Source organism: Paenibacillus foliorum (assembly GCF_013141765.1).
GTDB classification, from domain to species: Bacteria; Bacillota; Bacilli; order Paenibacillales; family NBRC-103111; genus Paenibacillus_S; species Paenibacillus_S foliorum.
Window position 1 is genome coordinate 99,419 of sequence record NZ_WHOD01000056.1, and the last position, 22,286, is coordinate 121,704.

The window sequence follows — 22,286 nt, forward strand, 5'->3', positions numbered from 1 at the left end:
CATCACCTTTTTAAATACCTATTGGTACCATGTACAAGCCTGCGGCCTGATCCTGCTTAATGATCACGTCCACCCCATATATCGCTTTGATCGTGGCCTCCGTGATTACATCCTGAGGTGAACCGCTCAACACAATCTGTCCGCTTTTCATAACCATAATGCTGTCGCTGTAACGAATTGCCTGATTAATATCATGTAGGACCATCACAATGGTTAAGCCATGTTCGGCGTTCAGGCTTTTTATTAAGTCCAGCAATTCATATTGGTAATAAATGTCAAGATAAGTGGTGGGCTCATCTAAAAATAAAAAGGGTGTCGTTTGCGCTAATGCCATAGCAATCCATACTCTTTGCCTCTCGCCACCCGATAATTGATCAATGGTCAATTTACGTTTAGCCAATAGATTCGTGGCGGTTAACGCTTGCTCGATAGCTCCTTCATCCTCATCCGCATTTGGGGTAAATAAGTTCTTATGCGGCATCCGTCCGAAGCTAACCAGCTTTTCAACCGTCAGGTCGGAAGGGGCATCGTTATGCTGGTGAACAACGGCCAGCCTCTTGGCAAGCTCTTTGGGCTTGTAGGTGTTAATAGACTTGCCGTCTAGAATCACTTGCCCGCTGCGAGGGGTGTTATTATGAGACATAACTCCCAGAAGCGTAGATTTGCCGCAGCCATTCGGGCCAATAATTGTTGTTATTTTTCCAATTTCAATGAGGCTCCTCACAGATTTCAGATGATCGGTCTTTTTATCGTAAGAAAACGTAACATCTTTAATTTCCATGGATTCGTTCACTCTTTCTAAGTAGAAATATTAAGAAGGGGCCGCCGATAACCGTCATAATAATAGAGGCAGGAACCTCTGACGGGACAAGGATTGTACGTCCCAAGGTGTCCGCTGACAAGATCAGGAGTGCACCAGCAAGCGCTGAGAACGGGATCAGAATTTTATGGTCCGAGCCGACCAGCAGCCGCGCAATGTGAGGAATAAGTAGCCCTACAAAAGCGATAAGGCCACCGATAGCCGTAGCAATAGCCGCCAGCATTACAGCTACTATGGAAACAATCAAGCGGGCCCGCGTTACGTTTAGCCCCAAATTTTTAGCCGATTTATCCTGCAGGGATAGAAGATTGCACCAGGAGCATAGCATCAGAGATAGGATTAATCCGATAGAGCCGTAGGCGACCATCACTTCAACGTCATTCCAGGTTTTCATCGTAAATATAGAGGTTGTCGCCTGATTAATGCTTGTTACTGCATAGCTGCCCCTATAATTAAACGATTGTCCTAATCCCGTAAAGGTAGCGTTGACCGCAATTCCCACTAGAATAATCCGGATCGGACTAAGTCCTGCTTTCCATGAGAGCGAATAGACGAGGAAACAAGCAATCGCCCCTCCTACAAAAGCGAACAACGGCAGCCAGAAGAAAAACTTCGGAAATAGGGTGACAAACAGCAAGGACAAGAAGCCAGCGCCCGAGGATATACCAATAACTCCCGCATCCGCCAGTGGGCTTCTCATAACAGCTTGAAGAAGTACACCCGATACAGCCAATGCCGCCCCAACAAATAAGGCAATAATAATGCGTGGTAAACGCAGGTCTTTGATGATCTGAACACTTTTATTCGTGCCGGTGAACAATCCTTGGATCAGGTCCAGGCTGCTCACCTTTATGCTCCCTGTAGTTGCCGATATAAGGGTCACTACAACCAGCAGGATGACGACTGCTATCACACTCAACCATTTTTTGTTCATTGCTAACTTCCTTTTTACACAAAATAAGATACCCGATCCGCCTGCTGTCAAGCGATTCCGTACCTTTATGGATACAGCATCTTTACTAGAGCATCCAGCGCTTGCGTAGCAGCCAGATTTCCCGTCGTTCCGAATAACTCTTCCTCTAAATCATAAACTCTATTATTTTTCACAGCATCAAAATGCTTCCAGATGTCATTCTTCTTGAACTCCTTGTCGAACATGATGATGACTTCCTCCGGCATTCCGTGAGCAGCTCTTAGTATCACATCGGGATTAGCCTGCTGCAAATACTCGGTATTGGATGCGAGATACTCTACCTTTTCACCTTGCACCACATTTTTACCGCCCGCCAGCTTCACAAGATCCCCGATATAGGAGTTCTCCGTTGCAACCAAATAGCTGCCCGGCACTCCCAATAAAATGAGAACAGACGGTACTTTTTTACCTTCCGTATCCTTTTTGATTTGAGCCATCTTGACATTAAATTTGTTGATAAGGGCTTCCGCTTGTTTAGCTCTGTCATACTTATTTCCCAGTCCCATAATTTCCTTGTTCATTTTGTCAACACTTGTTAAATCCAAAAATTTGGCTTCCACATTCGCATTTTTAAACATCGGCGCCAAGTCATATTCCAAGGTTGTTACAGATAGGACCTCGGACGGATCGAGTGATTTAACCACTTCCATGCTAGGGCTCATCGGATTGCCTACCTGAGTAACGCTGTTATAACGTTCGGGAAGCTTCTTGTAGCTCTTCGGAATACCGATCAATTCAACCTCGAGTGCATCCATAATTTCGGTTGCTGCTACAGTAGTCGCTATGACACGCTTTGCTGTATGACCATCTGCATTCGGAGCCATATCCGCAGTCGCGCCTTCCATACCTGATGAACAGCCCGCAATTACGAATATCAAGGCAGTAATCACCACAACACTAATGAGTTTGTTTATCACCTACACTATCTCCTTTCACTTCAATTAAAAGCCCTTTATCGTATAAGCAAAAAAATACCGAGGACGCCAGCTGCCTGGCATCCCCGTTCATATAAGCTACCTAAGGTTTGTATGAATCATTATCAAAACTACTTGTGGTTAAGAAGAGCCAAGATCAAGGTTACAGCTTCCGCTCTTGTTGCACTCGCATTCGGAGCAAACAGATTGTTGTCTCTTCCGTTGATAATCCCCTTCTTAGCTGCTGCTGCAACTTGGGAAGAAGCCCAATCTGGAATTTGCTTCGCATCTGTGAAAGACATGCTTTCCTTGGAATCAAGTGGAAGCCCCAAGGCACGAACAATCATAACCGCGATTTCTGAACGCGTGATTTTGCGCTCAGCTCGGAAGGTACCGTCTTCATAGCTGCTAATAATACCTGCGCCTACGGCTTGCTCCAGGTTAGACTTAGCCCATGTTGGAATGCTGGCAAGATCGGTATAATTCAGCTCTGATTGCTTACCTTCCAGTTTAAGCGCACGACCGATCAATACAGTGAATTCAGCACGACTTATTTCACCGTCAGGACGGAAACTACCGTCTTCATATCCGTTGACAATACCTAACCCGACCGCACGTTCAATCGACGCTTTTGCCCAATGTCCTTGAACATCATTCAAGCCTGCTTGTGCAACCGGTGCAGTTGGATTTTCAGTCGAAGGCTCTGTTGCAGTCAATTGTTCCTCAGCCTTTTTGCCAAGCGCATCCATATCAAAGATGAAATCAACATCTACCTTTTCAAGCTTCTTCTGAAGCATAGGGATATAACCATCATCCGAATTGTTTGCCGCCGCTTTCTCTACAGCTTTTTTATGCTCCTCCAAGTCAGCTTCAGTCGGTGGTATAACAATGTCTAACTGAACATGAACTGGAGCTGTTAAATCCTTTGTTTCCATACTTACAACACGTGTGTTAGCTTCTTCGTCCTTGCTTACTACAGTTGCAGATTCCATAGTCTTTGTTACAGTAGCAGCTGCGCTTGAGTCTGAAGTATTTGCAGCTGTTTTTTCCGTTTCAACTTTGAAATCGTCAACTAACTTATGATCATTTATTGTAATAGCCACACTTCTCTTGCCATCCTTGATAATCAATTTGGCAGGATGAGCTACTACATCATTGTATTTGGATTCCAGAGTGTTTTTATGTTGCAATACTTGGAAGCCCAGATCGTACTCACCATTCTTCAACGATGCTACAGCTGCTCCTGCTCCACCGCCTAATACAGCGTCTGAGCTAATCTTCTTGAGGCTTAATTCGTCGAAGGAAAATTCCACATCGTACTCATGGAAATAATTAATTTCCGCCCAGTCGACTTTAACCCAACCCTTTAACCTCGATGACAAATTCTTGACTTCAAATTTAACTAGGCGAGTATTTTTTTCATTGTTCCTTTCAACTACCTCAACGTCTGTTAAGGAACCGTTATTTTCTGTTTTTAACGCTGTAACTTCTTTGCTTTGTTTTAGCGTCATGGAGAAATACTGCTTACCTCCTGAAACTGTCAAGTACCCTGGAGTCACAACGTAATCCTGCATAACCGAATTTCGATCCGTTTCATATTTTAAAACCCTGTAATTTAAGCTGTATGTGCCGTCAGCTATATATTTCCCTGGATTCCCTGGATTTCCTGGATTGCTTCCGTTGCCATCCGGTTTTGTTATATCCTCAAGTTTACCGACTGGAGACACGCTGCTGAATTGCAGCTTATAGGATGTCTCTACGCCTCCTGAAAGTAAATGCATTTCATACTTTGCAGTCAGATCCTCCAATTCAAATTGATAATTTGAAGTACCCGTCTCATTAGCAAGTACCCTTACAAGACCTGATTGTTTTGCGGAATACTGTGGTGTAAGTTCCTTGTTAACCGTACCGTCAGAGTTCAGCTGCAAAATTTTCTTAACTGTTACTCCGTTTTTTAATTTAATCGTTGCTGTTTTTTTGCTATTTTGAATCTTTAGGCTACCAGCAGTATCGACATAGGTGTTCACCGGAGCTGCAGTTGGGTCATCTGGCACTGCGGTAAACTCAAAGTTGTATTGACCATCATTTACCGGTTTGGTCATATCTACGGTTATGTTCCTGAATCCAATTTCAACATCGTACTCATGGTCATAGAGGAACGTAGGGGACACCTGCCAATAGATTTTCACCCATCCGTCCAAACGTTTATTCAAATCATTGACCTCGAACTTAACGACTCTAGTGTTATTTAGTGCATCGCTGCTTGCAGTAGCTGCCTCAGCCAAAGCTCCATTCTGCATGGTCTTGAAGTTCAAAATCTCGGCGCTTTGCTTCAATGTGAATGAGACATACTTTTTACCACCTTGAACTAATAACTTTCCACTTTTTGGATCGGCATACTCATACATAACGGATTCTTCATTCGTGCCTTTTTTATAAATGGTATAAGCTATGTTGTATTCGCCTTCCGGCAACGTTTCAGGACTACTACTAATGACAGAAGCATTGAATGTCGTTAGTGCTGCTTGAAGTGCAGCTACCGCTTGATCAAGTTGTGCTTGTGTTGCTGCTGCATTACTCGCTGTTACTTTGGCCTGATTAATTGCTGTTTGGAGCGTGGCTTTAGTACCTGCAGGATACTGGCCATCTGCTGTTCCTTCCACAGCTGCGTCATGCTTCGATTGTGCATCCGTAATTAGAGCGTTCAATTGTGTATTGCTGCCTACATCAAACCTCAACCGAATACTATGATCCATTTCATAAGGATTACCATTAGGTAGCTTAGTGGAAACATGTACCTTAGCATTGAGCAGTGCAGTTAAATCACCTACTTCAAATTCAACCACTCTTGTATTCGCTGTTGTATCTGTGCTAACAACGGCTGTTTCAACTAAGGCACCGTTTTGTTCTACTTTGAAGCTAGGAACTATCGTGCTCTGATTTACAGTAAAGCTTACCTTCTTCTTGCCTTGTTGGACGGTTAATTTACCTGGCTTAATGAAATAACCGTTCATCGATGAAACTTCGTCTTTAGTCGCATGCAGTGCTGTGAAATTCAAGCTGTATTCTGTTCCCGGATCGGTTACCTGTATATTGCTGAACCCGATTTCTACATCGTACTCATGGTCATAGAGGAATGTAGGGTTCACTTGCCAGTAAATCTTCACCCATCCGTCCAGTCTTGCTTTCAGATCATCTACTTCGAATTGAATGACTCTTGTGTTCGATGTAGGATTACTGCTTACCGTTGTTGTTTCAACCAGCGCACCGTTTTTCTTTGTCTTAAAGTTCAAGATTTCGGCGCTTTGCTTCAATGTAAATGAGACATATTTTTTTTCGCCTTGAACTACTAATTTGCCGCTTTTGGGATCGACATACTCATACATGACGGATTCTTCATTCGTACCTTTTTTGTAGATCGTATAATCAATGTTATACTCGCCATCACCCAGAGATCCCGCTCCTCCGGGACTAGTACTAATGACAGAAGCATTGAATACAGTTAGTGCAGCTTGTAGTGCAGCTCCTGCTTGATCAATCAGCGTTTGCGTTGCTGCTGCATTTCCTGCTGTTGCTTTGGCCTGATTAATGGCTGTTTGCAGCGTGGCTTTAGCACCTGCTGGATATTGGCCGACTGCTATTCCTTCCACAGCCTCATCGTGCTTCGCTAGAGCGTTGACAATAAGTGTATTTAAAGCAGTAATATTAACTTCTGTACCTACCGAATTGAATTTCAAGCGAATATTGTGATCCTTTTCGTAAGGTGCTCCATTATTCATTGTCGATACATGTACCTGAGCCTTCATAATGGCATTGAAATCCGCTACTTCAAACTCCACGACTCTTGTGTTGGCCACTGTGTCCGTGCTAAGTATCGAGGTTTCAGTAAGAACACCATTCTTTTCCACCTTCAAGCTCGTTACTATCGAACTGTCCTTCAACGTAAACGATACCTTATTAACTCCCTGCTTTACGTTTAGCTTGATTGGTCTTAGGAAGTAACCGTTCATGGAGGAAGCTGTATCTGTAGTTTCTTGGAGTGTGGTGAAATCGATTATGTATTCACCGTCTGTAATGCTGACTTTAATAACCGATGAAGTAAAAGTCGTTACCGCTGCTTGCAGCGTCACTACCGCTTGATCCACCTGTGCTTGCGTTGCTGCTGCATTTGAAGCCACCGTTTGAGCTGCTGTGATAGCCGTAAGCAATACAGCCTTCGAGCCCGCTGGATATTGACCATCTGATGTTCCTTCTACAGCTGTGTCATGCTTCGATTGCGTACTTGAAATCAGAGTGCTCAGTATAGCTTTATTTGCTGGTTCAGGAATTGAAGGCAGGTTACTGAAACCAACTTGAACATCATACTCGTGATCGTAGATACCGATTGGAGCAGGAAGTACCCAGTAAATCTTCACCCAACCGTCAACTTTTTTTGTCAAATCCTCGACTTCGAATTCAACCGTTCTTTTATTAGCTGCTGTATCGGTGCTAGCTGTTGTTGTTTCAACTAAGGATGAGCTCGCGTTCAGCTTTGTTTTGAAACTCAATATTTCCGCATTTTGATTTAAAACAAAGGATACATACTTCTTACCGTTTTTCAGCGTCAGCTTACCGCTTGTTTTATCTACATAGTCATACATGACGGATGCTTCATCTGAATTGGTTTTAAAGATTTTAAAACCAATATCATAAACATCGGTATTTGGTTGTGTTGTAACAACGGAAGCATTAAAGGCCGTTACCGCTGCTTGCAGCGTCACTACTGCTTGATCTACCTGTACTTGTGTTGATGTTGTGCTCGATAGTGTTGTATTTGCAGCTGTGATTGCACTCAACAAAATCGCTTTGGAGCCTGCTGCATATTGGCCGTTAGCCGTTCCCTCGACTGCTGCGTCATGCTTCGTTTGAGCGCTAGCGATTAACGTTTTTAAAGTCGTCACATTAATTGCTGTGTCAATGGAATTAAATTTCAAGCGGACGATGTGATCCATTTCGTAAAATGTACCATTACCCATAGGAGTCGATACATGCACCTTGGCTCTCAGAATTGTCTTGAGGTCTGCGACTTCAAACTCTACAACTCTAGTGTTGGCTGCTGTATCGGTGCTTAATATGTCGGTTTCTGTAAAAACACCGTCTTTCTCCACCTTCAAGCTTGTTACCGTCTTGGTATCCTTCAATGTGAACGATACTTTCTTAACTCCCTGTTGTACGTTTAATTTGATTGGTCTCAGGAAGTAGCTGTTCATCGTCGACTCTGCATCTGTAGTTTCTTTTAGCGTTGCAAAATCGATTATATATTGGCCGTCTGCCAAGCTTGGATTAACCACTGAAGTTGTGAATGCCGTTACCGCTGCTTGCAGCGTCACTACTGCTTGATCCACCTGTGCTTGTGTTGATGTTGTATTCAAAGCCACCGTTTGTGCTGCTGTGATAGCTGTAAGCAATGTAGCCTTTGAACCTACAGGGTACTCTCCATTCGCTGATCCCTCAACTGCTGCAGCATGCTTCGCTTGCGCGTCAGCAATAGTCGAATTCAGCTGTCCTTTTTCAGCCAAGCCAATATTGTTAAAGCCAATTTCAATATTGTACTCATTGTCATAGATACCAATAGGCGGACCTAGATCCCAATAAATCTTAACCCACCCATCCATTCTTTTGGACAAATCGGTAACTTCAAATTTAACAATCCTGGTATTGTTGGCTGTGTTCTCGTTTAGTTTATCTGTTTCGACCAAAATACCGTTTTGTTTAGTCTTCAATGATAAAATTTCTGCATGTTGTTTCAAGGTGAACGAAACGTACTTTTTACCACCTTGAACTGTTAGCTTTCCGCTGTTAGGATCAACGTAAGAGTTCATAACTGATTGCTCATTCGTTAGTTCTTTATAAATCGTGTATCCAAGACTGTATTCGCCGTCAGGAAGTGTCGGAACAGGATTATTTGTAATGACGTTAGCTTGCAACGCTGTATAAGCCGCTTGCAGTGCAGCATACTGTTGATCTATCTTTTCTTGCGAGGTCTCATTACCAGTTGCAAGGGATCGGGATGCATTATAAACGGTCGTGAAGGCTGTCATGGAGCCAACCGGATACTGTCCATTCCAAACTCCTTCTCTAGCTGTGCCTGTACCTGCAACCAACACCTTAAGTTGGTCTTTATTTCCTGCTGGATTAATTGTCACGGTATAAGAGACATCCGCAACCTTCAATTTGTTGCCATCTTTATTAATAATATAAATATCACTCGCAGTGATTGTAGCCGTCGTAACCTGTGTTACTGCTTTAGATTGGACAGTTATTCCTAAAAAGTTAATCGAGCTTGTTGTCAGAGCAATAGGCGAATTAACATTCTTCAGATCTGTAGTAAACCTATAGCTGCCTGATGAAATTTCGACTTTTTGCGGGGTATTAAATTTGGTTTGCGTTGAAACAGTGGATAATTCCAGCTTACTCGAATCAAAGGAAACTTTTGCTTCGTATCCATAGACTTGCTGATACACGCTGTTCGTTATATTACCAATAGACTGCCATACCGTTAGCTTATTCCCTCCATAAACTGAACTTGTGGTGGATGTTAAATTAACAACAGGTTCATCTGCTGCCATAGCAGCCGGTAACGGAATCCCCGCCAGTAATACAAAAAATATGAGTAAACTGGACATTATTTTCTTGAATTGCCTATTCAATATGATTCTCTCCTTCTGCCTATAAAGTCTGATAAATCCTTCCCGAAGTTAAAGTTCTCTAGGATGGTACTATCTGTATCCGAGATTATACCTTGGACTTTCTTGAATTAATTTTGTAGCCAAGGAACATACCGGATACAGCCAACAAAAGGATCAGCATAGTGATGGGTGCCGTGTCGCCTGTTTGCGGATTCACAACTACTGGCTTGCTTTTATCCGCGCTGGAAGCCGCTTGGCTGCCTGCTGCTGCAGTTAAAGCTTTCTTCGCGGACGCATCCTTCACAACTGCTGTCGGCTGCTGCTTCGACGCAGGCTCCACTACCTTGCTTGCACTTGAGCTTGCTGCTGCCGGAGCTTCTACAGCAGGCTTCGCTGCAGCCGCATCGCTAGCCCCTATGTTCTTGATGCTTTTCTCATCAAATACAAAACGAATCGTGTAGTCATGGTCATAATCAATTGACTCGACTGTAACGTGAATTTTCGATAGTAAAGGTTTGGACAAGTCATCCACTTTGAAGCTTACTACTCGTGTGTCTTCAGCCTTGTCGCTGCTTACTACAGGAGCATCTACAAAGCTTGCACCACTTGGAACCTTGAATAGGGTAATCCATTTGCTGTGATTCATTTGGAGCTGAACATTCATTTCACCATTTTTGACAAATACCTTGGCTGGCTTTTCGAAATAATCGTTGGCCATGGAAGCCGAATCATTCTCTGCCTTTTTTACGGAGTAATCAACGGTATAAGTCCCATCGGACAATTTGGCAGCAGCATACGCCTCCGGTAGTGCAAAAAGCGTTGCTAGTAACGTAAATAATAAAGTTGAAACAGCTAACCATCTTTTCACTTGTGTTTTCCTCCATCATTTCTAACGACAAATTTTAAAAATGATATTCGATAATAACGATAATCATTATCAATAAATCTCAAAAAAAATATTAACTCCTTCGCATTTACCCCATTTCAATCCTCAAAGCAACTATCCAAACGATAACCATTCTCACTATATGATCAAAAAAAATGTCCTTTCCAATGCTGTTTTTGAGCTTTTTAACCTAAGCCATTCTAACCCCCTTGTTCAATATGGTAAAATTTAGGCAGATAACAACAGTCACGAGTAGATATTAGCTTAAATTCTGGAAAACTGTCAACCCATTTTATTAATTTAGTATGAATTCACTCATAAACGAAGATTCCAGTTGATTCCAAAAATATACGTTGACATCAATAATGATATTCATTATCATTCAATCTGTAGTTAATAATGATATTCATTATCAACAATAACAATTAACTGAAACAGGAGAACTCCTATGAAGAAATCTTTGTTTATCCTCATGGCTATTTCACTGATAGGATTAACAGCCTGTGGCCAAACAGCATCTAATAGTTCAGCCAATACGGCTAGCAATATCACCAATTCCACTCAGGACCCGTCCAGCTCTAAGGCTGTAACCCTTACAGACTTTGCCAACCGCAAGGTAACCTTCAATACGGTGCCGCAAAAAATAGTAGCATTAAGCAACGGCGAGATGGATATTATCTATGCTCTTGGAGGTACACTTGTCGGCAGACCAACTGCAACTGGCCCTGTTTCCATACAAGAAGCCAAAAATGTGGAGCAAGTCGGCTCAACACATGGCCTGGATCTGGAGAAAGTAGCCTACCTTAGTCCTGATGTTGTGCTAGGCAATAATCCGCTAAATACCAAAGATATCCCTGCTCTTGAGGGCATCGGCTCTAAGATGGTCTTAACTAATGCAAATTCTATAGAAGAAGTGATGAAGCAAATTCAACTATTCGGTCAAATGCTGCAAAAAGACGATAAAGCTGCGCAATTGAACCAAGCGATTGATCAAAAATTGAAAGATCTGAAATCGAACTCTGCCACAGTTAAGCCGCGAGTCTTACTAGTATATGGCGCTCCCGGTACCTATATGGCTGCTTTAAACAATTCATTGAGCGGCAATATAGTAGTCTCGGCTGGGGGAGAGAATATTGCAGCCGACTACCCCAAGCTGGATAGCTATCCGCAATATGCCCAGTTAGATACAGAGAAAATTATGAAATCGAACCCGCAGCTTATTTTGATTATGAGCCATGGGAATCCGGAAAAAGTGAGAGATGGATTTTTAAAGGAAATGCAGCAGAATGCAGCTTGGAGCAGTATGGATGCTGTAAAAAATAATCAAATCGAAATTTTACCTGCTGATCTGTTCGGCACGAATCCAGGTACTAAAGTAATTGAGGCACTTGATATGATGAATAAGCTGCTTCAAGCTGTGAAGTGATGAGAATATGAATATACAACAGCGAAATTCTCGAAGAAAACTTGTTTTAATTGCGGCTCCACTGCTCCTTCTTATTGTAGCTTTTTATGGCCTGACCTATGGTTCAGTTCCTATATCATTCCAAGAAATTTGGGCGGTGTTCACCTCTCACGGCCAACCCGTCCATGAAAAAATCATCATGAATTTAAGACTCCCAAGAGTGCTGATTGGACTATTAACTGGAGCATGCTTAGCTGCTTCCGGAGCTCTGCTTCAAGGAGTTATGAAGAACCCGTTAGCTGACCCGGGAATTATCGGAGTCTCTGCTGGCGGAGGTCTGGCAGCCATTATAGCAATGATTGTATTACCGCAATTCAGCTACCTGCTTCCTGTTCTAGCATTCGCTGGGTCATTTATCACCGCTGTTATTATTTACATGTTGGCTTGGGATAAAGGGGCATCCCCCTTAAAAATTATTCTAGCCGGTGTTGCGATTAATGCTCTATTAGGAGCCATCATGAACGGAATTATGGTCTTATTCAGCGACCGGGTTCAAGCTGTACTGCCTTGGCTGGCAGGCGGACTAAGCGGACGGAGCTGGCATCATCTTGAGTTCATGGCCCCTTATGCAATTATAGGTCTTGTATTATCTGCATTTTCAATTAAATCGTCTAACCTGCTGCTATTGGGGGATGACTCAGCCAAGCTGCTCGGCCAGAAGGTCGAGCTCCATAGGGTGCTGATTATTTTATTAGCTGCTCTGTTAGCTGGGGTTGCTGTCAGTGTAGCTGGTTTAATCGGTTTTGTCGGATTAGTAGTCCCACATGCAATACGTCTGCTGACCGGTGAAGATTACCGTTATTTACTCCCTTTATCTATCGTTGGTGGAGCCACATTGGTTGTCCTTGCAGACACGATTGCCCGTTCTTGGTTTGATCCCATTGAGCTTCCTGTCGGTATATTGTTGGCAGGCTTGGGCGCCCCGTTCTTTCTATATCTATTAAAGAAACGGAGAATCATGTGATGACAGCTATTCAGACAGAGCATCTTGAGCTTCATGTAGGCTCCTTTCAGCTTCATGATATATCCGTATCAATTCCAGCTGAGAAAGTGACGGCAATAGTGGGCCCGAATGGTTCAGGTAAATCGACTTTATTAAAAATTATTACGCAGCTGCTTCATGCCGATAAGGGAAAAGTTCTCATTAATAACAAGCCTGTTAAGGAATATAAAACAATAGAGCTGGCCCAAACATTAGCTATGCTTACCCAATCCAAACACTCGCTTCCTGAGCTGACAGTCAGAGAGTTAATTACGTATGGGCGTTCCCCTTACAAGCGGTTATTCGACCGAATAACGTCCGACGATACAAGTATTATTGATTGGGCAATGGAAGTTACCAGCACTAAAAAACATGAGAACCGCATGTTCCATACTTTATCTGGAGGTGAACAACAAAAAGCGCGTATAGCGATGGCACTAGCACAACAAACAACTATCATCCTGCTTGATGAACCTACCACATTCCTGGATATTGCCCACCAGTTAGATGTGATGGAGATGCTGCAAAAGATTAATCAGGAATTTAAGATCACGATTGTCATGGTGCTTCACGATCTTCAGCAGGCTGCCAGTTACTGTGATTATTTGATCGCAATGAAGAATGGGAAAGTCATGGTAACTGGCAAACCGAACGAGATCCTATCTTCTCATTTTCTAGAAGACGTATACAACATTGAAGCCAAAGTAACATTCGTAGATACATACCCCATTATTATCCCAATAAAAACTTTAAACAATAATAGGAGGAATTAATATGATCATCATAACAAACACATCCCAAATTACAAAAGGTAATGCACACAAGCTTATTGAACGTTTCGATAAGGTAGGTAAAGTAGAGTACATGGAAGGCTTTCTAGGCCTAGAGGTTCTTCTAACTGAGAACACGCGTGAGCATGATGAGGTTACTGTAGTTACCCGTTGGGAGGAGAAAGAAAACTTTCAAGCCTGGACCCGCAGTGACGCATTCAAAGAGTCCCATGCACATGGCAGAGAAATCCCTGAGTATATTGTCTCGAACAAAATCTCATTCTATGAAGTAAAAATTGTAAGACAGCCGATTGCAGCAGGCCAAGATAAACCAGCTTAAAGGCATTGATACAGCAGAATTTTTACCGTACCAAATGTGAAAACAACCAAGTCTCCTTAATGGAGCTTGGTTGTTTTTGCAGTAAGTCATTCCTCAGGTAATCGGTTTGCACCAAAGGTCCATTTCACTTGGTCGTAGCTAAAGAGAGCTTCAAATTCTTCAGAGATTGAGCCTTTAAAAGCCTGATCCCCCTGTTCCCCTGTACCAGAAACTTCAATCTGTGCCCAGCGGTGGTCTCCCTTTTCATAATCGAAGGTTTCACCATCATCATCATATAATAAGGCTTGCCCTGGTTTATTGCCGAAATGAATGAGATGCAGCTGAACCTTTTCACCAGGCAGTTGGGCATGAGCAAGTGCTGGAATGGTAGGCAGGATGGCGCCTTCTTTAACGAAAATTGGCATTTGCTCCAACCCAGGCTCAACCTGAATCACCTGCCCTCCCTCATATCGCTCGCCCGTCTCTAATCCGAACCATCCCCCTTGTGGAAGGAGTACCTCCCGACTGGCTTCACCCGCAAACATGGGGGCTACTAGCAAACTATCACCAAGCATAAATTGGTCATCCCATAGCTTCTCTGTCTTTTTCCCATAAGCTCCATCTGTTGTGTTAAGCGCCCGTCCGGTTTCATTGATCGTAATGCCATCAGCCATATCCATCACCAACGGCATCGCACGGAAGGGTGGAATACCCTGGAAGCGATATTGGGCAAAAGTCGTGTAAAGATAAGGAATCAATCTCATACGAAGCTTAATATAATGCCGAATAATGTGCTCCACCTCAGGATACGACCATGGCTTCGTCCCATCTCCCCAAGCGTTCAGCATAGCCAGTGGGGATAGGCATACCGCTTGCATACGCCGTACCCAATCCTCTGCACTTGAGGCTCGCCGTACTTCAGGCGTCCACAACAATCCGCTGAAGGATGAATTACACAGTGCACGGATGAACTGTTTATGATCATACAAATCAGAGTACAGCACATAAGGCATGGATGAAGCGCCAGCATTAGATGCTCTCACCAACCCGTATGTACGGCGATTCTGACTCCTGAATAAGTCATCTGTCATTTTCTGAAATAACAGACCATACATCTGCCTCATTTGTTCTCCGTCATGTCCAGAAGGAAACTGTGTATGAGAGGGAAACATCCAAGAGTTACCGGTTAGTTCACTACCGTCGCATTCGTCTTGCTTATATCCCGAGACACCAAGACTAACATGCTCTTGCAGATGCTGCTCCTGATATAATCGCTGCGCCTCAGGCAATGAATAATCCGGTGCAAGCCCTCCCCATACCGAGTAGCTGCCCGAGAGAGGCTCTAAGGGTTCATAGAGCTTGGACTCCGGTGAAACATACGGATGCTCCCACAAATTCACACGAAATCCGGCCTCCGTCAACGCATCTAACGTTTTCTTAGGTTCAGGGAATCGTTCCTTTGCCCATTCATAGGTGACAGGATAGCTTTTACTGTGCCAGCCAGGCTCCAATCCAATAACATCGCAAGGAAAGTCACGATTACGGAATTCCATCGCTTCCTCCTGAACCTCTTTGTCGGTATACAGGGTAGGAACCCGATGCCAAAAACCAAGACCCCATTTGGGAGGAAGCGTCCCGCCGCCACATAACAAATTATACCTACGGACTGCATCCATCACGGTAGGTCCCCCGATAAGGTACAGCTCAGCGCCTTCCTGGGGCAATACGACTTCCATGCAGTCCGACAAAGGAGTAGCCTTCCAGTTTCTTCTATCATTATTCCGGTCCTTGACCCTCTCCGAGACCGTTTCATTCAATTTGACGGTTGAACCGCAGTGTACCGTTACGATTCGGGATGTGTTGACAAGCAACCCATAGCCTTGGTCTGTAACCAGAAAGGGAACTGGTGCATGCGTCTCTCCAGTGTCTTGCTTGGGGTCGCTGTTAACACGTAAAAACCGTGTCCTCCCCCGATGGTTCATTTTCATAAAATGCAAGCCCAGACCGTAAAGCTTTTCATCCTCCTGAAGGGGAAGACGTAAAATACGCGAGGAGCCTGTAGCTTCTAATTCGATATCACTCATGGCAAAAGGAAGCGTCGCCCCCTGCATTTGCTCCAAAGCCTCATAGATCGGTTCACGAGACATCCATGACAAAGGGGTAAAGTCCTGCTGCTCTCCAACCACTGTTTTCCATATACCACAGCCTAGCTCCTGCCAATTCAGCACTGTCATTCCGTAATCTCCCTTCAATATGTCAAAAAGGTCAAAGTAATTCATACCCTTAAACTCGTTATGATCCATATTATAAGGATTTCCATCAAATACACATATGGCAATTTGTCGCATATTTATGGTAAATTGGAATAACTAATCATGGTCTTGAGGGGTGTTGACATGCTGGATCCATCAATTAATAACGGGATGATACTGCATTATTATTACAGTGGAGAATCCGCATGCAAACCCGGTCATGTTCATGGGCCTGCCTTGCGCGATCACTATCTGATCCATTACATCCATAGTGGAAAAGGGACTTTTGAGACAGAAGGAAGAACCTACTCCCTCTCCGGCAAATGCGGATTCCTAATAACTCCGGGGGTTCGGTTTTATTATAAGGCGGACCTGGACAATCCGTGGCATTATTCATGGGTTGGCTTTAAGGGAGAAGGAATAGACCGCAGCTTGGAGCTCATGGGGCTGAGCCGGAATAACCCAATATTCCACTATGATGCGGATGAACAATTAATAGAATGCTTTACTGAGCTAAATCGAACGAAGAAGGAGCTTTCACCGGGCATCCAGATGAGACGAACGGGTTACCTATTCATCCTCCTCTCTCTGCTGCTTGCATCCGGTCAACAGGAGGTCTCCCCGCAGCATACCGGCAGTTATAACAAGCAGGATGCGTACATGGAGCAAGCGCTGGAGTATATGTATACCCACTACACCCGTAATATTAAAATTCAGGATATGGCTCAGCATTTGAATATCGATCGGCGATATTTAACAAGTATTTTCAAGCAGCATTTGGGCCACTCGCCGCATCGTATGCTGGTCCAATATCGTCTGCGTAAAGCCTGTGAGCTGATGACCGACACGAGCTTAAGCATCAGCGATATTGCCAGATCGGTTGGTTACGAGGACCCGCTGCAATTTTCCAAAATATTCAGCAAGCATCTGTTGGTAAGTCCCATGAAATATCGCAGCCGGTTAGGCTTGTAGAAGCTTTACCAGCTAATGCTTAGGGGCAATAAGGTAAAGGCAAAGCTTACGCTGACAATCAGAACCACCCGTGCTTGTAAAAGGACTCCAATGGATGAATACCGTTCATTACGTCATTGCGGACGTTATTTTCCGTGTTCATGATCTCTTCCGATTTGATTAAGACCTCTTCGGCGATGTTTTTAGGAATAACGACCACCCCGTCTTTATCTGCTCTTATGATATCGCCCGGTTGAATGGTCACATTTTTGATGCGGATTGGCACATTATATTCTTTCACATACCAGCGGCCTACAATATCAACAGGTGTGGAGTACAATTTAAACACGGGCAGCCCCAGCTTTTGGATGTAACCGGTGTCGCGAACACCGCCGTAAATGACCGCACCAACACCTCCGCGGGCTTTAATCGTTGTGGAGGCCAGCTCTCCAAGATGCGAGCATATATCATCATTAGGCTGTACTATGACGACATTGTTTTTTTGAACGTCGCCAAGCATTTTTAACAAAGGTACAAATGCAACATCCGTATCCTTGGAATGGGTTCCTTCGCCGTTAACGGTAAGCGCCGTCCCGCAGAAGGTGGCTTCCGCCGTTAAACCTGTCAGCTCTTTGGGAAGAACCTGATCCCGGTAGCCTAATTGGTCCAGCGTATCAGATATAGCTCCGTTATAAATGTTCGAAAATCGTGCCAGCATTTCATCCATTTCAATGACTTTCCCTTGATTCTCCATAGGTGCTCCCTCTCTTCACTGTTCTCATTATTGATGATTCCGCTTATCCGAGCTCACAGGCTCTACTTGGCTTATAAGGAATGAAATACTCCTTGTGTCCAAGCAGCTCCGCCTGAGTCGGTTTTCCTTCCGCCACTAAAACGATCCTCTCAACGATCTCCTGCCCAACCTCTGCCACGGTATGGGTTCCTTCAATGATGTCGCCCGCTTTGATATCCATGTTATCTGCCATTCGGCGGCAGGTGACAGGGTTTCCGCAAATTTTGATGACAGGAGAAACGACTGACCCCACCACGCTGCCTCTGCCTGTTGTAAACAAGATAATATGGGCACCAGAGCCGATTAACGTTATCAACCCGTCATTGTCATTCTCTTCGTAATGGGTAATTTGCTGCGTGTCCAGACGTCCCACTTTATCCAATAAATAAAGCCCGGAGCTGGAAGGCCGCTGCCCCGGTTTAATAATGCCGCTGATCGGCTTGGTTCCCGCTTTACACAATGCGCCAAGTGACTTCTCCTCAATGGTGGTTAATCCGCCCTTCTCATTGCCCGTGGATACGGCGAATGCCTCCAGCCTGTTGCCAAGATCATTAGCCCGTTCTAAACCGTTCAATAGCTGATGCTTAACCGATTCATCTGCAATCCGCCCAAGCAGATAATCGTTGCAACCAAGCAGTTCAGGCAGTTCGCTGAATATGACGGTTGCCCCTTGATCAACCAAGCAGTCCACCGCCCAGCCGGTGGCGGGATTCGCTGATATACCGGAGGTGGCATCAGATCCGCCGCACTCCACGCCGATTATAAGATCGCTAAGAGCCATGTCAACCGTTTGTGTTTCTTGGGCATACCGTACCATCTCTGCAGCAAGCGTTTTACCCTGGTTTATGGAAGCCAAGGAACCTCCCGCCTCCTGTATGATGATGAGCTCAACCCGCTTGCCGCTTGCAGAAATTTGCTTCACGAGAGCATCTACGTCAGTGCTTTCACAGCCAAGACGAACTACAATGACCCCTGCTACATTCGGATGTTTGCCCAGTTCCACCAGCATTCGAAAGGCATACGGATCCGAATAACAACCGGCAAAGCCGAAAACCTCTGCACCCGGAACGCTTCTGGCAATGGTATCCGCAACGTGGTGAGCGCATTCTACGGTATAGATAACCGCGATATGGTTACGGATACCTAATCGCCCGTCCGCCCGTTTATATCCTTTCATTGCACGTCTCCCCTCCTTTGCAGCGTAACTAGATTATGCAGATGTATGTGCTCCCCTGCTTTCACAGGACGTATTAACTGTCCGATTGGCACTCCGTATTTAACTATCGTTTCCCCTTCCGATAGATCGGACAAGGCAAATTTATGCCCGAATGGTATATCGTTCAGCAGTCGTACAGTGGTGCATCCCCGCTCCGCGAAAGAAACTGCTGTTTCTTTGGACATATCCTGCAAGGCTGTTGCTACGTTATCCTTGCCATCCAGAATGATAGCCCTGACCGCAACCTTACAATCCGTCAACTTTCATCACCCTTCCCGATTCATCTGCAATGAGCAGAAACCGCTGCTTTTTCAACCTATCCTTTTAGCCGCAAGCCGAAACTATGCTATAATATCGATGATCCGGACGAAGGAGGCCTCCATGTTGGAAATTAAGCCAGTCAAACGCATTACCGTCACCGAACAAGTCATGGAGCAAATCGCCCGCTTGATTACTTCAGGTCAAATTAGGCCAGGGGACAAGCTTCCCAACGAACGGGACCTTGCCATACAGTTTCAAGTAACCCGGGGACGAATCCGTGAAGCTCTTAGAGCCCTGTCGCTGCTTGGAATGATAACAATAAAAGCCGGAGAAGGAAGCTTCGTCAATAAACAAGAGGAGCCCATTCCGGCGGATGCCATCACGTGGCTCTTTCATAATGAAATCCACAACCTGGACGAAATTTACGCTGCCAGAAAATTAATTGAATCCGAGGTTTACCTTGAGGCAGCTAAAAATGCCGCTCCTGAGCATTTCATTACAATGGAAGCCATGTTGAACTCAATGCTGAACGCCAATAATAAAAAAACGCCTGAGCTGTTCCTTAACTACCTGGATGAATACGATTTGTTCATGGGTGAAATTTCTGGAAACCGCATTTACGGTAAATTAATGCAAACGATCATCCACTTGCGCAGAGAAACGAACATCAAGCTGTTGAATGTACCGGGTGCGATCGATAACAGCATTGAGAACCGGTTTTTAATCTATGAAGCTATGCGTTCAAAAAATTTGAAGCTAGTACAACAAAGGATCGAGACGTTTTTCCAAAGCTCCAAAACATTTTACGATACAATTTTGGGTGCTCCGTCCTCGTCAGATAAGTAAGGTTCTCTTCGGACCAGAAGGAGATGCTCGCAAACCATCACTAATTCTCTGTGTTGGTTGAACGCCTCTACCAGTTCCACGATAACACCATAGTCCGGCCGCTTTGGGTAATCCCGTTTTTCTTTTATGGATGCTTTGACATAGATCGTGTCACCGATAAATACCGGCTTGATGAACCGTAATCGGTCATACCCGTAGGAAAGGGCCTCCGGATTCATCTCGCCTGCGGTCATGCCAATCCCCACGCTGAAGATTAACGTGCCATGTGCGATCCTCTGTTTAAACTCCTGGGTTTTACACCATTCCGCATCCATATGATGGGGATAAAAATCCCCGGTTTGGCCCGCATGGATTACAATATCGGTTTCGGTGATTGTGCGTCCGGTTGTCTCCCTGCTTGAACCCGTTTCGTATTGCTCAAAAAAAATCGATTGGCTGCCCATCGTTTCTGCCTCCACTTGTCGTATTATTGTTTTTCAATCTGATCCTTCCATTGCTCCGGGTAACGATATTTCACCGTTTGCAGATGCTCGCAATAGAGCGCCAGCTCTCCTTCATTTTTAAACACTTCATAGCAGACCCGGACCAAGCCCATTTCTTTATATTTCGGTCTTTTCTCCAGCTGGGTTCGGACGGTATAGATGGTATCGCCGATAAACACCGGCTTGATGAAGCGCAGCTTGTCGTATCCGTAGCTGAACGTATGGATATTGTTGTGTGCCATTAAGCCGAGTCCCATACTGAATACCAGAGCTCCCGCCACCAACCGTCTCCCGAACACGCCCTCTTCTTTGGCAAACATTTCATCAGCTACATAAGGATGCAGATCCATCACTAGTGCGTTGAACTGCATACTTTCTCCTTCGGAAATAGTCCGGCGGATAGAACGTATTTTTTGCCCGACTTCGAATTCTTCATACATCCATTGCTCCGTGTTAAATAAGGGCAGGTCTTGATGGGGTCTAGGGTTACCATTGGTTTGTGTCATTTGTTTTCCACCTCTCTCAGCATGCTTCTGATGCTCCCGTTATCTTCTCCGATTGTTGGGGAGCCTTTCTGTGAAGTATATACTTCACCATCGATGCGAATCGGGCATCGTGTTGTTCTCAATGCAGTTCCATTGCTGCGGTATACAGTCTGTACCATCTGCAAAGCTTGAAATGCGTCATGCCCCAGCAATTGATCCCATCTTAAAACGTCGGCACATCCATAATCCGAAGGTGCCAGCCGGTCCAGCCATTCTCTGGTATCGGCTGTTATCAGATGACCGGCTATAATGGCTTTTATTTCATCCCTGCGGTCCAACCATGTCTTGCTGTCTTCAAATCGGCTTAATGCTGGACAGTCCAGCAGCCTGCCGAGCTCCGTGACAGAGCCCATAGCCAAGGCTATATAACCATCCGCCGTTTCGTAAATGCCGTAAGGAGCTCCCAGATAAGCGTGGGCGTTGTTCATCGATGCCCGTTCCGGCTGCATACCGCCATCGTTTAAATAGGTGGTTAACACCTCAAACTGCAGGTCGAGCGTAGATTCCAGCAGGCTTACTTCCACTTGGCAGCCAACGCCGTGTATGCCTCTCCTGACGAGTCCTGCCAATATCCCTTGAACGAGATGCGCACCGGCCATCATATCCGCCGCAGCCAATCCTAAGGGCGTTGGAGGCTGCCACTGATCGCCGTTTAACCAAGTTAATCCCGATAAAGATTGAACCAACAGATCCTGGCCCGGTTTGTTCTTCCATGGACCCGTTGGACCGTAACCGGTTATCTCTCCATAAATGATTCCCGGGTTTAATGCTTTGACTGCATCGTAGTGTAAACCAAGCCTTTCCATCACGCCGGGTCGAAAATTTTGGATCAGAACGTCCGCTTTGCGGATTAATTCCTTCACGTCAGCCATATCTTCGAGATTTTTCAAGTCAGCGGCGAAGCTCTCCTTATTCCGATTGATGGAATGAAAGAGAGTGCTGTCTCCATCTAACTCCAGATTGGAGATGTACAGCGTTCTGCAAATGTCCCCGCCTTGCGGCCGCTCGACTTTAATGACTCTTGCTCCTAAGTCGGCCAGGCGGAGAGCCGCAGAAGGACCGGATAGAAACTGACTGAAATCAAGAACAAGGATACCCTCTAACGGTCTTTCCGCAACGTTTCTTTTCACATCGCTGCCCCTT

The 22,286-nt window shown here is 44.8% G+C and carries 18 protein-coding genes; 6 read left to right on the forward strand and 12 right to left on the reverse strand.

Annotated elements, in window-relative coordinates; all coding sequences use genetic code 11:
* Positions 1 to 10: 10 nt before the first annotated feature.
* The 5 genes from GC093_RS15205 to isdC form a co-directional block, all read right to left on the reverse strand.
* Entirely contained in the window at positions 11 to 781 is a 771-nt protein-coding gene (locus tag GC093_RS15205; protein ID WP_171652736.1) for an ABC transporter ATP-binding protein, read from the reverse strand.
* Positions 771 to 1,754 carry a FecCD family ABC transporter permease gene (locus tag GC093_RS15210; protein WP_171652737.1) on the reverse strand — a complete coding sequence of 328 codons (984 nt, stop codon included), beginning with the start codon at positions 1,752 to 1,754 and terminating at the stop codon, positions 771 to 773. The genes GC093_RS15205 and GC093_RS15210 overlap by 11 nt, the downstream gene beginning before the upstream one ends.
* Positions 1,755 to 1,819: 65 nt before the next feature.
* Positions 1,820 to 2,707: a heme ABC transporter substrate-binding protein IsdE gene (isdE, locus tag GC093_RS15215; protein ID WP_171652798.1), complete on the reverse strand. Its 888-nt coding sequence runs from the start codon at positions 2,705 to 2,707 to the stop codon at positions 1,820 to 1,822.
* A gap of 131 nt (positions 2,708 to 2,838) precedes the next feature.
* Entirely contained in the window at positions 2,839 to 9,396 is a 6,558-nt protein-coding gene (locus GC093_RS15220) for an NEAT domain-containing protein (protein WP_216624646.1), read from the reverse strand.
* Positions 9,397 to 9,481: 85 nt separating this feature from the next.
* Positions 9,482 to 10,243 carry a heme uptake protein IsdC gene (gene isdC / locus GC093_RS15225; RefSeq protein ID WP_171652739.1) on the reverse strand — a complete coding sequence of 254 codons (762 nt, stop codon included), beginning with the start codon at positions 10,241 to 10,243 and terminating at the stop codon, positions 9,482 to 9,484.
* A gap of 466 nt (positions 10,244 to 10,709) precedes the next feature.
* Between isdC and GC093_RS15230 the strand changes: the two genes are divergently transcribed.
* The 4 genes from GC093_RS15230 to isdG are packed head-to-tail and all read left to right on the forward strand — an operon-like array spanning position 10,710 to position 13,818.
* Complete coding sequence (locus tag GC093_RS15230) at positions 10,710 to 11,687, forward strand: ABC transporter substrate-binding protein (RefSeq protein ID WP_171652740.1); 978 nt, start codon at positions 10,710 to 10,712, stop codon at positions 11,685 to 11,687.
* A gap of 7 nt (positions 11,688 to 11,694) precedes the next feature.
* The gene (locus tag GC093_RS15235; RefSeq protein ID WP_171652741.1) at positions 11,695 to 12,690 is read left to right on the forward strand and encodes a FecCD family ABC transporter permease; all 996 of its coding nucleotides are present in this window, start codon (positions 11,695 to 11,697) and stop codon (positions 12,688 to 12,690) included.
* Positions 12,690 to 13,481, forward strand: coding sequence for an ABC transporter ATP-binding protein (locus tag GC093_RS15240; protein WP_171652742.1), 792 nt, complete (start codon positions 12,690 to 12,692; stop codon positions 13,479 to 13,481). Before GC093_RS15235 ends, GC093_RS15240 begins: the two co-directional genes overlap by 1 nt.
* Position 13,482: 1 nt before the next feature.
* Positions 13,483 to 13,818 (forward strand): heme oxygenase, encoded by a 336-nt coding sequence (gene isdG / locus GC093_RS15245; RefSeq protein ID WP_171652743.1) that lies wholly within the window; start codon positions 13,483 to 13,485, stop codon positions 13,816 to 13,818.
* Positions 13,819 to 13,904: 86 nt separating this feature from the next.
* Here isdG and GC093_RS15250 read toward each other — a convergent pair whose 3' ends face one another.
* Positions 13,905 to 16,145: a TIM-barrel domain-containing protein gene (locus GC093_RS15250; RefSeq protein WP_512699092.1), complete on the reverse strand. Its 2,241-nt coding sequence runs from the start codon at positions 16,143 to 16,145 to the stop codon at positions 13,905 to 13,907.
* Positions 16,146 to 16,193: 48 nt separating this feature from the next.
* On the opposite strand from GC093_RS15250, the gene GC093_RS15255 reads away from it, so the two are divergent.
* Positions 16,194 to 17,021 carry an AraC family transcriptional regulator gene (locus tag GC093_RS15255; RefSeq protein WP_171652745.1) on the forward strand — a complete coding sequence of 276 codons (828 nt, stop codon included), beginning with the start codon at positions 16,194 to 16,196 and terminating at the stop codon, positions 17,019 to 17,021.
* 58 nt (positions 17,022 to 17,079) lie between these two features.
* On the opposite strand, the gene GC093_RS15260 is transcribed toward GC093_RS15255, so the two are convergent.
* Genes GC093_RS15260 through GC093_RS15270 form a run of 3 tightly spaced genes read right to left on the reverse strand, consistent with a single transcriptional unit; the run spans position 17,080 to position 19,269 of the window.
* The gene (locus tag GC093_RS15260) at positions 17,080 to 17,754 is read right to left on the reverse strand and encodes an RraA family protein (protein WP_171652746.1); all 675 of its coding nucleotides are present in this window, start codon (positions 17,752 to 17,754) and stop codon (positions 17,080 to 17,082) included.
* Positions 17,755 to 17,797: 43 nt separating this feature from the next.
* Positions 17,798 to 18,970 (reverse strand): UxaA family hydrolase, encoded by a 1,173-nt coding sequence (locus GC093_RS15265; RefSeq protein ID WP_171652747.1) that lies wholly within the window; start codon positions 18,968 to 18,970, stop codon positions 17,798 to 17,800.
* Entirely contained in the window at positions 18,967 to 19,269 is a 303-nt protein-coding gene (locus GC093_RS15270) for a UxaA family hydrolase (protein ID WP_216624647.1), read from the reverse strand. The genes GC093_RS15265 and GC093_RS15270 overlap by 4 nt, the downstream gene beginning before the upstream one ends.
* A 121-nt stretch (positions 19,270 to 19,390) precedes the next feature.
* Here GC093_RS15270 and GC093_RS15275 point away from each other — a divergent pair, with 121 nt between their 5' ends.
* The gene (locus GC093_RS15275) at positions 19,391 to 20,116 is read left to right on the forward strand and encodes a FadR/GntR family transcriptional regulator (protein ID WP_171652748.1); all 726 of its coding nucleotides are present in this window, start codon (positions 19,391 to 19,393) and stop codon (positions 20,114 to 20,116) included.
* On the opposite strand, the gene GC093_RS15280 is transcribed toward GC093_RS15275, so the two are convergent.
* The 3 genes from GC093_RS15280 to GC093_RS15290 are packed head-to-tail and all read right to left on the reverse strand — an operon-like array spanning position 20,074 to position 22,273.
* Positions 20,074 to 20,574 (reverse strand): MaoC family dehydratase, encoded by a 501-nt coding sequence (locus tag GC093_RS15280; protein WP_312886540.1) that lies wholly within the window; start codon positions 20,572 to 20,574, stop codon positions 20,074 to 20,076. The genes GC093_RS15275 and GC093_RS15280 overlap by 43 nt on opposite strands.
* 8 nt (positions 20,575 to 20,582) lie before the next feature.
* A complete protein-coding gene (locus GC093_RS15285) occupies positions 20,583 to 21,104 on the reverse strand; it encodes a MaoC family dehydratase (protein WP_171652750.1) in 522 nt (173 codons plus the stop codon).
* A complete protein-coding gene (locus GC093_RS15290; RefSeq protein WP_171652751.1) occupies positions 21,101 to 22,273 on the reverse strand; it encodes a CaiB/BaiF CoA transferase family protein in 1,173 nt (390 codons plus the stop codon). The genes GC093_RS15285 and GC093_RS15290 overlap by 4 nt, the downstream gene beginning before the upstream one ends.
* Positions 22,274 to 22,286 lie beyond the last annotated feature (13 nt).